The sequence below is a fragment of the Pandoraea captiosa genome (assembly GCF_902459775.1).
GTDB classification, from domain to species: Bacteria; Pseudomonadota; Gammaproteobacteria; order Burkholderiales; family Burkholderiaceae; genus Pandoraea; species Pandoraea captiosa.
In genome coordinates this window covers 38838-50261 of the sequence record NZ_CABPSQ010000019.1, presented here as the reverse complement: position 1 = coordinate 50261, position 11424 = coordinate 38838, and the positions used below count along the sequence as shown (strand labels likewise).

The 11424-nt window shown below is 64.6% G+C and carries 8 protein-coding genes and 1 pseudogene; all 9 read right to left on the bottom strand.

The annotated features are described in order from the left end of the window. Positions 1-650: 650 nt before the first annotated feature. Positions 651-1783, bottom strand: a pseudogene (locus PCA31118_RS27735) (CMD domain-containing protein). Beyond that, positions 1780-3135: an acyl-CoA thioester hydrolase/BAAT C-terminal domain-containing protein gene (locus PCA31118_RS25710; protein ID WP_150627767.1), complete on the bottom strand. Its 1356-nt coding sequence runs from the start codon at positions 3133-3135 to the stop codon at positions 1780-1782. The pseudogene PCA31118_RS27735 and the gene PCA31118_RS25710 overlap by 4 nt, the downstream one beginning before the upstream one ends. Positions 3136-3150: 15 nt before the next feature. Beyond that, positions 3151-4728 (bottom strand): ABC transporter substrate-binding protein, encoded by a 1578-nt coding sequence (locus PCA31118_RS25705; protein ID WP_150627766.1) that lies wholly within the window; start codon positions 4726-4728, stop codon positions 3151-3153. Positions 4729-4779: 51 nt separating this feature from the next. Next, on the bottom strand, positions 4780-5778 hold the full coding sequence (locus PCA31118_RS25700; RefSeq protein ID WP_150627779.1) for an ABC transporter ATP-binding protein: 999 nt from the start codon (positions 5776-5778) through the stop codon (positions 4780-4782). A gap of 86 nt (positions 5779-5864) precedes the next feature. Beyond that, positions 5865-6881, bottom strand: a complete 1017-nt coding sequence (locus PCA31118_RS25695; RefSeq protein ID WP_246190438.1) for an ABC transporter ATP-binding protein — start codon at positions 6879-6881, stop codon at positions 5865-5867. Between the two features lie 8 nt (positions 6882-6889). Beyond that, a complete protein-coding gene (locus PCA31118_RS25690) occupies positions 6890-7852 on the bottom strand; it encodes an ABC transporter permease (RefSeq protein ID WP_150627764.1) in 963 nt (320 codons plus the stop codon). Further along, complete coding sequence (locus tag PCA31118_RS25685) at positions 7852-8826, bottom strand: ABC transporter permease (protein ID WP_150627763.1); 975 nt, start codon at positions 8824-8826, stop codon at positions 7852-7854. Before PCA31118_RS25685 ends, PCA31118_RS25690 begins: the two co-directional genes overlap by 1 nt. Then, the gene (locus tag PCA31118_RS25680) at positions 8823-10322 is read right to left on the bottom strand and encodes a flavin-containing monooxygenase (protein ID WP_150627762.1); all 1500 of its coding nucleotides are present in this window, start codon (positions 10320-10322) and stop codon (positions 8823-8825) included. Before PCA31118_RS25680 ends, PCA31118_RS25685 begins: the two co-directional genes overlap by 4 nt. Beyond that, entirely contained in the window at positions 10319-11299 is a 981-nt protein-coding gene (locus tag PCA31118_RS25675) for a LysR family transcriptional regulator (RefSeq protein ID WP_150627761.1), read from the bottom strand. Before PCA31118_RS25675 ends, PCA31118_RS25680 begins: the two co-directional genes overlap by 4 nt. Positions 11300-11424: the final 125 nt, after the last annotated feature.

Sequence of the window (11424 nt, the reverse complement as noted above, 5' to 3'; positions counted from 1 at the left end):
CATCCCGAACAGGACCGTGAAACGACTCCACGCCGATGATAGTGCGGATACCCGTGTGAAAGTAGGTAATCGTCAGGCTCCCCTTAAAAACCCCTTGCTACCCAGTAGCAAGGGGTTTTTGCTTTTGCGCGTGAAATTCTCTGCGTAAGCCACGCTCGCACTTGCAACCTGCAACCTGCAACCTGCAACCTGCGACCTGCAACCTGCGACCTGCAACCTGCAACCTGCGACCTGCAACCTGCGACCTGCAACCTGCAACCTGCGACCTGCGACCTGCCACCTGCAACCGGCAACCTGGGCCATGGTCTGTCTCGCGTCCACTCGCAGCGTGATGGTGCTCGTGAGCCACTGACGCATTCATGCCACTTTGGTCCATCGCATGGCGAGTGCGTCAGGAGCGCTCTACCTGCCCAGGCCGTGCGCTTACCTTTTGGCGCCACGTCGCTGAGAGATTCGATCTCGGGAGACACGGCCACTGGGTTTGTATCGTTGGGATCTGCTTCCTGCCTTGTGGCTTCCAGCTACGTCGCGTTCATCATCGGCCGCACCCCACCGCGCCAATCACTCAACGACATGAAAAAACGCGCTGCCCGGACGGACAGCGCGTTTTTCGTGAAACGCCACCTTGCTCAGCAGGAGCCTCGTACGTCTTACCCCGCTGATGATGCTGCCGGGAATACCGGCTCACCCAGATTCAACATGAGACGGTTCGCCCAAGCGAAGATGGCAATCGAGTGAATGAGGTCCAGAATCTCCGCATCCGTCAAACCCACGTCGCGCAACGCCTGCAATTGCTCCGCGCGCACATCGCCCGGTTTCTCCGTCAACGCGATCGAGAACTGGGCGATCGCTTTTTCGCGATCGGTCGTCCCGGCCGTGCGGGGTTCGTCGAACACTTCACGGATCACATCATTGCGCTTCGCCAACTGCTCGAAACGCTGCGCATGCACCGACGCACAGTACACACATCCATTGATACGCGAGACAACGGTCGTCGACAACTCGCGCTCGGCGCGCGGCATTCCTCCCGGCGCGTACATGATGGCGTTGAACGCCGCCGAGCGTTGGCGCAAGATCTCGGGTTGATGGACGAGGAAGAGGTAATAATCCGATGTCTTAGCCTTCGGATGGCTTTCTTCCAGCACCGCCACCTGCTCAGGCGTCGCCTTGTCGAGCTCGACAACGTCGAGCCACGCGTCCCAATCGAGCGACTCGTTGGTAAATCCATGGGAACGGATGATCTCACTCATGCTGTCGTCTCCTGCGGAGCCAGTTGTTTGAGCGCTTGCAAACCCGCAACTAGACGCGTCTGGTACGACAGGAACGCAATCAGTTGTGCCAGTGCGACGATGGCAGGCGTCGTCAGTCCCGCAGCAGGCAGCTTGTGCAAGGCCGCCTTGTCGCCGGCGACGGGGTTCTCGATGAGCGTTTTCGTGAACGTCAGAATCGTGCGCAGACGCGTATCCGTCACATCTTCCGGCGAACCGGCTTCGACGGCCTTCAACTGCGCCGCGTCGACGTCATGCTTGCCCAGTTCGTTGCGGTAGTGCGCAACAAGCGCTGCGGACGGCGTCAGACGGCTCGCATACAACGCCACGAGCAGACGCTCGACCAGCGTAATACCCGCGAGCGCCGGATCGAACAGCCCTTCGTAACTTCCCTGCGTCGCCGCAGCGACCTTGTCGCGTGCGTGACGCAACGTATGCGTAGCCGACCCCGGCGTCAATCCCGCTACGCGGTCGACGAGATCGTTGGCAATGTCGTATTGATGGCTGACAGTCATGATTGTCCTTGTAATTGGGCGCGCTCGGCCACCGCCTGCGCGAGGAATGCCTGCACCCCGGCCCACGAACGCTCGTCGGCGATCGCATTGGCCTCGGGTTCTCCACCACTGGTGCTGATCTTGCCGGAAACCGGATGCGCGTAGACCAACTGTGTCGTCGGCACATACGGAAAGACGATCGCATGTCCCGCATGGTCGAAATCGAGATGCTCGACAGCGTGCGGATGCGAGTGGGCGGCGAGCCGCTGCGTCACCATCCGGGAGTAAAGGCTCGACGGCCAGGAGCCGTCGTCTTCGGCAGAGAGCAACATCACCGGGCCGCGAATCTTCTCCACGGGGATACGGGCGCGTTCGACGGCGTCCGGGTCGTCCAGCGCCGTGAGCATCGCCTTGGTGTGACGATGCGGCGGCGGGCCTTCGTCGAACGGCGCCCACGACGCAGTGCGATTGTTTTCCCAGATATGCGGCAGCGGCTTGCCACCCAGCAACCAGGTCGGACCTTCCCGACCGATCGCCGGATCGCATGCGTTCTGCGCGCTGTGAATCAACGCACTCGGCACATAACCGATCACGGCAGAGACGGCCTCGGGAAACGTCGCGCCGAGCAACAGCACCAACTCACCCCCACGCGACTGCCCCGACAGCGCCACGAAGTCATGCGCCGGGCGCACGGTGCGCCGCAACCAGTCCATGCCCTTCTTGAAGTACTCGAGCGGCGTATTGGAGATGTAATCGGGCAACCCCGGACCTTTGAAGTATCCGAGCGCGAACGCCGCATAACCATGCGACGCGTATAACGCTGCACGCGGCTCATTGATCCCGCCGCCCGACCCGTTGAGGATCATGACGGCAGGATGAGGCCCGTCGCCCGGCGGTAGATACAGCGTGCCGACGAGCCCGTCTTCACGCACTTCGCGCCGCGTCACGCCTTCGGCGGCGAGTCGTTGGGTGAACGATACCGACGACGATTCCCCGCCGCCGGCCTGCGCCACCACCGTCGTCAGCAGCGGCGCCATGACCGGTTGCGGGAACACGTCGCGGCTCTTACCGTCTTCCGGCACCTGAGACCAGATCAGGCCCATCGCGGACACGCCGCGATAGCTGCCGCTCACCGGCGCGTCACGCGCGACGTCGACAACGCCGTCGGCGTCCGCGACAAAGGTCGCCTGTGCATGCCAGACGACACCCGCCGCCCGCGCGGTGCGGGCGGTGAGCGTGACGTGCGCGCCGGGTGCCGCACCGCGCACCACGAGGTTGCGCGGCACGTCGATCAGCGCATCGGCGGGCGTCGCCGTCAATGACAGCGACGAGGGCTGAGACGAAGACAGCGGCGAAGTTTGCGATGACGTCATAACGTGGCGACCGGCTTACTTCGCCGCCTTGGTCACTTGCATCGCAACGGTGCGATCGCTCGTGAACGGCGTGACCTTCAGGCCCTTACGTGCGGCCCAGATGTTCTGGTAGTGATACAGCGGAATCGTGCCGACGTCGTCCGTCTCCACCTTCACCGACTGACGCAGGATCGCTTCGCGCTTGCCTTCGTCGAACTCGGCCGTCGACGCATCGAGGGCCTTGTCGATCGCCGGGTTGCTGTAATGGCCCCAGTTCGATGCCCCGAGACCCTTCTTCGGGTCGACGGTCGCCAGCACGTTCACCAGCGCGTAGCTCGCTTCGCCCGTGCCATTACCCCATGCCAGCATCGTCACGGCGTACTCGTTCTTGTTCGCACGGCTCGAATACACCGCCCAGGGCACCACTTCCACTTGCGTCTTCACGCCGATGCGCGTCCAGAACTGCGCCACGGCCTGTGCCGTTTCCGGACCCAGCGGGTAGCGGTCGTTCGGCACGTGCATCGTCAGTTTGAACCCTTCCGGGAAACCGGCTTCGGCCAGCAGCTTCTTCGCCTGCGCGGCATCGAACGGAATGTCCTTCACATCGGGGTTGTAGCCGAACGTATCCTTCGGCATCCACTGGTTGGCCACGCTGGCGGTGCCTTGCATGATGCGCGAGACGATGGCTTCGCGATTGATGGCGAGCGAGAGCGCGCGACGCACACGCACGTCGAGCAGCGGGTTTTTCGCGAGCGGCTTGCCGGCGTTATCGGTGATGTACTGGTTGGCGCCTTCGCGGAACGTCGGCTGGAGCAGCATCACGCGCAGACCCGGGTACGGATAGACCGTCACGTTCGGCGCCTTCTTCAGACGCGGAATGTCCGACGCCGAGACCTTGTCGATCACGTCGACGTCGCCGGCGAGCAGCGCTGCGGTACGTGCCGCACCGTTGTTGATGTAGCGGTAATCGACCTTCTCCCACTCCGACTTACCGCCCCAGTAGTTGTCGTTGCGCACCATCTCCACGCGGTCGCCCGGCACGTACGAGACATACTTGAACGGCCCCGTGCCGACCATCGCACGACCGGCGTTGTAATCGTCGGTATTCGACTTCTCACCCACGTGCTTGCTGACGATATGCACCGAGGCGAGGTTGAGCGGCAGATCCGGGTTCGGAATCTTTGTCTTGACGACGAGCGTGAGCGGATCGGGGGCGCTCATCGTGTCGATGGTGCGCAGATAGCCGGCGTACGTTGCCACGCTGCCCGGCACGTTGCGCGCACGCTGATACGAGAAGATGACGTCGGCCGCCGTAAAGGGCTGACCGTCTTGCCACTTCACGTTCGGGCGCAGCTTGAATTCCCACGTCTTCGCGTCGAGCGCTTTCCACGACACGGCCAGACCCGGCTGAAGCTTGTTCCACTTGTTCTCGACGAGCAGATCCCAGAAGTGCAGGCCGACGGAGCGATCGCCCGCATGATTGTTCAGTTGCGGGTCGAGCGAGGACAGCGGGTCGGCAAACGCGATGCGCAGCGTCTGATTGTTTTGGGCAGACGCTGCCGCGCTCGTCACGAGCAAGGCAGCCGCCAGAGAGGACAACAAGAAGCGTTTCATTATCAATCGATCCTGGTCGTTGGTGATGAGGTGAAAAGTCAGTGACGTCGGTCACTGATCGTTAAGATGACAAGCACTCACGTGATTGACGGCCACACCGCGCAGCGTGGGCACTTCCGTGCGGCATCGCGGCATGGCGTGCGGGCATCGCGGATGGAAATGGCAACCGCTCGGCGGCGCGATCGGGCTCGGGATCTCGCCCCGGATCGCGGAAAACGTCTTGTGACGCACGTCGATGCGAGGAATCTCGGCGAGCAACGCCTGCGTGTACGGATGGTTCGGGCGACGGAAGACTTCCTCGACCGGCGCGCTCTCGACGATGCGTCCCAGATACATGATGACCACGCGATCCGAGAGATGCTCGACCACGCCGAGGTCATGGCTGATGAAGACGTAGGTGAGCCGCAGTTGCTCGCGCAGATCCATGAAGAGATTCAGAATCTGTGCCTGAATCGAGACGTCGAGCGCAGCAACGGCTTCGTCGCACACCAGCAGATCGGGGTTGACGGCCAGTGCCCGGGCAATGCCGATGCGCTGACGCTGCCCGCCACTGAACTGGTGCGGATAGCGATGACGCAACGCCGGATCGAGGCCCGCGCGCTGCAATTGCGCGCTGACATAGTCGTCGAATCCGGCGCGGTCCGTGAGCCCGTGCACGAGGGCGCCTTCGCCGACGATGCGATCGATGCGCAGGCGCGGGTTCAGGCTCGCGTACGGATCCTGAAAGATCATCTGGATCTTCAGACGCGCGTCGCGCTGTTCGTCCGCGCTCAGCGACTGCGCGGGGCGTCCATGAATCTGAACTTCACCGGCGGACGGCTTGAGCAATCCGGCGAGCATGCGGCCGAGCGTGGACTTGCCACAGCCCGATTCGCCCACGAGACCGACGACTTCGCCCGGCTTGACGATCAGATCGACGTTGTCGACCGCGCGCACGACGGCAGGCGGGTGCGCCAGTCCGACGCGCTCGAGCAGGCGCCCGGTCGCGCCGACCTTGCGCTCGCCGAACCGCTTGCTCACGCCGCGCAGCGACACGATCGGCGCCGGCAGTGTCGCGCTCGGGCTCGTCGTCTTGCCGTAGCCGGCGCCGGCCGGGTGGCCGGTCTGGCCCGACTGACCTTGGGGCAGCGGCGAATTCATACCATCTCCTTTTGCAGCGCGGCGCCCGGATGGAAGCAACGCACGAGGCGGCCCGGCGACGTTTGCGTCATCTCCGGACGCTCGCCGCAGGCTGCCGTCGCGTAGGCGCAGCGCGACGCGAACGCGCAGCCCGCCGGCATGTTCAATAGATTCGGCGTCATGCCGGGGATCTGACGCAGGCGCTGTCCCCGCTTGTTCAGGCTGGGCAAGCTGCCGATGAGGCCAGCGGTGTAGGGGTGTTGCGGCGCGTCGAGTATGGCGTCGACCGCGCCCTGTTCGACGATGCGTCCCGCGTACATGACCGCCAGCGTGTCGGCCAGACCGGCGACGACCGACAGGTCATGCGTGATCCAGATGAGCGCGGTACCGTTCTGGCGCGCGAGCTTCTGCACTTCCGAGAGAATCTGTGCCTGAATCGTGACGTCGAGCGCGGTGGTGGGCTCGTCCGCGATGATCAGATCGGGGCGATGCAGCATGGCGATGGCGATGGCCACCCGTTGGCGCATGCCGCCCGAGAGCTGGTGCGGATAAGCGCGCAAACGCTCGTCCGGACTCGGAATGCCCATCATGCCGAGCGTGTCGCGGGCGAGATCGCGTGCCTGGGATTTCGACACTTTCCGATGCGCGCGCACCGCTTCGATCATCTGCGCATCGACACGCAGCACCGGATTGAGCGTCATCATCGGATCCTGAAAGATCATCGCAATGCGATTGCCTTGCAGGTGGCGCAACTCGCCGGCGGACATCTTCGTGAGATCGCGGCCCTGGAACAGCACTTCGCCGCCGACGACGCGACCCGGCGCATCGACCAGACCCATGATCGAAAAGCCGGTCACCGATTTGCCCGAACCCGACTCGCCGACGAGGCCCATGATGTGACCCGGCGGCAGCGAGAACGACACATCGTCCACGGCGGGCAAGGTGCCGGCACGCGTGACGAATTGCGTGCGCAGGTTCCGCACTTCCAGAGTGAGTGGCGACGATGCCGCCGCCGGGGTGGAGGGAGATGACACAGCGCCGCTCATTTCTGCAACCTCGGATTGAACACGTCGCGCAGGCGATCGCCTACGAGATTGATGGCGACGACGGTGACGAGCAGCGCCAGGCCGGGATACACGCTGATCCAGTATTCGCCGGAGAGCATCGTCTGATAGCCGTTGAAGATGAGCAGGCCGAGCGACGGCTCGGTGACCGGCACGCCGAGTCCGAGGAACGAGAGCGTGGCTTCGAGCGTAATCGCGCGGGCGACCTGGAGCGTGCCGACGACGATCAGCGAGGGCAGGCAATTCGGCAGGATGTGACCGAGCACGATGCGCCAGTTCGGAATGGCCTGGCAACGCGCGGCTTCGACATACTCGCGACGCGATTCGACCAGCGCCTGCCCGCGTGCCGTTCGCGCGAAATACGCCCACTCCAGCACCACGAGCGTGAGAACCACATTGCCAATGCCTTTGCCCACATAGGCGAGGATCATCAGCGCAACGAGGATCGACGGGAACGACAGCAGCAAATCGACGAGTCGCATGAGGGTGGCGTCGACGCGGCCGCCGGCGTAGGCAGCCACCAGTCCCAGGATCGTGCCGAGAATGCCCGCGATGAGCGCCGAGCCGACACCCACGCTGAGACTGATGCGCAGTCCGTAGATGATGCCGGACAGCAGGTCGCGGCCCTGACCGTCGGTGCCGAGCCAGTAGGTGTAGTGGCCGTCGACGTTTTCGGTACCCGGCGCGAGACGCGAGTCCAGAATGTTGAGTTGCCCCAGGTCGTACGGGTTTTGCGGTGAGATCCATGGCGCGGCGAGGGCCGCGAAAATCAGGACTACCAGCAGCACGAGGCCAAGAATCGCGCTCTTCGAGCGCAGAAACTCTCGCAGCCCTTGCTGCCAGGGCGTTTCGCGACGCAGCGGCACCGGGTCCGCCACGCGTGCGGAGAGCGGGTTGCCGGGATTGCCGGGGGTGCCGTTAGAAGATGGATTGAGCGACATCAGGCGGCGGCCTCCACGCGCACTCGCGGATCGAGCCATTTGTAGAGCACGTCCACGATGAGGTTGAGCGACACGAACAGGCACACCACGACGATGAGATACGCCACGATGACAGGGCGGTCGATCGAGTTGATGCTGTCGAGAATGAGCTTGCCCGCGCCGGGCCACGCAAACACGGTCTCCGTCACGACGGCGAAGGCGATGGTCGAGCCGAATTCAAGGCCCAGCACCGTCACCAGTGGAATCAGCGTGTTGCGCAGCACATGCACGAGGACCACGCGCAGCGGCGACAGGCCCTTGGCGCGTGCGAACTTCACGAAGTCCTGCGGCAGCACTTCCGTCACGCCGGCGCGGGTCAGGCGCAGCACCAGCGAGGTCTTGAACATGGCCAGGTTGATCGCGGGCAGAATCAGGTGGCGCAGCCCGTCGGCGGTAAGAAACGACCACTGCACACCGAACAGACTCGCCGTCTCGCCACGACCGCTCGCGGGCAGCACGCCGAAGTGCACGGAGAAGACCATGATGAGGATCAGGCCCACCCAGAACGTCGGCAGCGAGAAGCCCACGATGCTGCCCGTCATCAACAGTTTCGAGATCGGATTGCGGGGATAGAGGCCCGCGAACAGTCCCAGCGGAATGCCGACGACCACCGCGATAATGAGCGCCGCGAACGCCAGTTCGAGCGTGGCCGGCAGGCGTTGCAGAATCAACTGGATCGCCGGGACGTTGTACACGTAGCTGTTGCCCAGGTTGCCATGCAGGGCGCCGTTGAGGAACGCCAGGTACTGACGCCACAACGGTTGATCTAGACCGAGTTGCGCGATGATGCGCGCGCGGTCGATCTGGTCGACGTCCTGACCGATGAGAATGTCGACCGGGTTGCCGATCGCGTGCAGGCCGACGAACACGATCAGCGTCATCAGCCACACCACGAACACCGCTTGCAGCGCGCGGCGCAGAATCCATGCGGTCATGATGCGAGGCGCTCCTTGTCCGCCGGGGCGATGTCTGTCGCCGCCACAGCGGGTGGTGGCGGTGCAGGCGTCCATTCGTCGCCATAGACTTCCGGCTCGGCGTACGCTTCCATGTTGGCGTAGTGATGCGCCACATCCTCACGATAGAACGTGCCTGCGAGCCCTTGCGCCAGTCGCTTTGCGCCTTCGCTTACCGCGGGAATGTCGCCCGAGACGGCGCCGTGCGACAGCGTGGCCGGTGCGCAGAAGCAATGAATGCGTTCCAGTCCCGGGCAGGCGCCCGGCGTTTTTTCCTGAAACTCGAAGGTCGGGCCGAGGTCCGGCGAATCGGACAGTTCGACATCTTCGTCGCCCGGTGCGGGGGTGTAGCGGTCGCTCCACTTGCGAACGAATTTCGAGAACGACGCGAACTCGGGGCGTCCTTCGATATCGATGCGAAAGCCCGTCGCGAAGACGAGGAAGTCGAGCACGAAGGTGCCTTTGGCCGTGCGCACGTGCAGAGCTTCGCCGACCGGGGTGACGTCGAGAATCGGTGCGCCAAGGTTGAAGCGCGCGTTTTCGTGACGGGACACGCGCAACGTGCTGCCACGCGGTGGCGGCACTTGCTGCACATTGACGTAGTGACGGATGCGCCACTTCCATTCGTCCGGCAGATGGATGTGACCGTGCGTCAGACCGGGGTTGCCGGCGCCTTTGCCCTTGTTGACGCGTGGGATGTCCGCACGGCGAATCAACAGGTCGACGCTTGCGGCGCCCGCTTCGAGCGCGGTGGCGGCGCTGTCCATCGCAGAGGCGCCGGCGCCGATCACGCCGACGCGCTTGCCGCGCAGCGTTGCGTAATCCATCACGTCCGAAGAGTGCGCCCAGAAGCGGCGCGCGAGTCCCCGGGCAAAGGCGGGGACGGTCGGGCCGCCGAGGCCGTCGCGGCCCGTGGCGAGCACGACGTGACGTGCATAAACGGTTCGATCGCCTTCGGGCGACGTCACCGACAGTGCGACGACACCGTCCGCACCGAGCGGCGTGACGCTGTTGACGCGATGGTCGTTGCGCACGTCGATGGCAAGCACGTCGCGATACCAGCGCAGGTAGTCCATCCATTGCAGGCGCGGAATCTTGTCGAGCGCCTCCCATGCCGCGAGCCCGAACTGCGCTTCGAACCACGCCCGGAAGGTGAGTGCGGGCAGGCCGAGCGCCGGGCCGGTGAGTTGCTTGGGCGAGCGCAGCGTTTCCATGCGCGCCGTGGTGGCCCACGGGCCCTCGAAGCCGCGTGGCGATTGATCGAAGATCACTGCGCCAACCCCCAGGTGCGTGAGCGACGCGGCCGCAGCCAGACCGGCCATGCCCCCACCGATGATGGCGACGTCGAGCACGGGCTGGTCGCGATAGGTGCGCTCCGGTACCCAGTGCTTGGCGGGTAGTTCGAGCCAGGCGAGGTCCTGGCGCAGACGCGCTTCGAGCGCGGGCAGGCCGGTGGCGGTGGTCGGGGACGTGGTCATGACGACTGGGCTTCCTTGGGGGCGGGCAGATCGCCGTAAAGCGACTGCAAGACTTGAGCGTGTTCGGTGGCGGCGCGCTGCACGAAGTCGGGCAGCAAGGCACGGGCGGCGTTGGCCAGCGCATCGACGAATGCGAGTGCGGCGGGCGACGGTTCGCGGGCGTCGCGGGTAATGACGCCAAAGAAAAACGGGATATCGGCGTCGATGGGGCGCACGGCCACATCCGCGAGCGGCAGTCCGTACGCGGTGACAGGTTCGAGCACGGCGACGCCGAGGCCGGCACGCACGGCGGTCATGGCATTGATCGACGCGTTGGTTTCGATGAGGCCGGCCGGTGCGACGCCGGCCTGCGAGAACGCCTGATCGAGGCGGCGGCGCAGGCGGTAGGGGTTCTGCATCGTGACGATGCGGCGACCGGCGCAAGCGGCCAGCGGCAGCCGTTCATGGGCGGCGAGCGGATCGTCGCTGCGCACGGCCGCGACGCAAGCCGATTCGCCGATCCAGTGCACGACGATGCCGCGGTGTTCCAGCGGCAGGCTCGTCACGCCAATATCGGCGGCGCCCGTGAGCACGGCGTGCACGACCTGCTCCGGCGACGTGCTGCGCATCTGAATCTGATGCGTGTCGCGCGCAGGGCCCGGCAGGGCGAGCGCGGCGGGCACAAGCCCAGCGGCCAGCGCCGACGTGGCGGCGACATGCAACGGTCGGGTCTGTCCGCGTGCGATTTCGTCGGCGCGGGCGCGGATCTGCTGCAAACCGGCAAGCACATGCTCGACATCTTCGAACAGCAGAAAGCCCTGTTCGGTCGGTGTGACGCGCGGACCGCTGCGCGCGAACAGGGCGTAGCCGATCTCGGCTTCGAGCTCCTGAATCATGCGGGTGATGGCAGGTTGCGAGCGCCCGAGCAAACGCCCGGCAGCAGTGATGCTGCCGGTCGACATGACCGCCGCGAAGGCTTCGAGTTGGCGTAGTTCCATCTGGCTCGGTGTGGCGGGCGAGGATATGGCGCGTACCCCACGCCCCAAACCCCGAATCCCCGGTGATCGACGCCGCTACGGCCGTCGAAGTCGCAATACCTGTTGTATTCGGATTGCGTATTCTT

Coding starts and splice junctions, on each gene's coding strand:
- PCA31118_RS25685 (WP_150627763.1), bottom strand. CDS start 8,826: ATGACCGCATGGATTCTGCGCCGCGCGCTGCAAGCGGTGTTCGTGGTG.
- PCA31118_RS25710 (WP_150627767.1), bottom strand. CDS start 3,135: ATGACGTCATCGCAAACTTCGCCGCTGTCTTCGTCTCAGCCCTCGTCG.
- PCA31118_RS25680 (WP_150627762.1), bottom strand. CDS start 10,322: ATGACCACGTCCCCGACCACCGCCACCGGCCTGCCCGCGCTCGAAGCG.
- PCA31118_RS25690 (WP_150627764.1), bottom strand. CDS start 7,852: ATGTCGCTCAATCCATCTTCTAACGGCACCCCCGGCAATCCCGGCAAC.
- PCA31118_RS25705 (WP_150627766.1), bottom strand. CDS start 4,728: ATGAAACGCTTCTTGTTGTCCTCTCTGGCGGCTGCCTTGCTCGTGACG.
- PCA31118_RS25675 (WP_150627761.1), bottom strand. CDS start 11,299: ATGGAACTACGCCAACTCGAAGCCTTCGCGGCGGTCATGTCGACCGGC.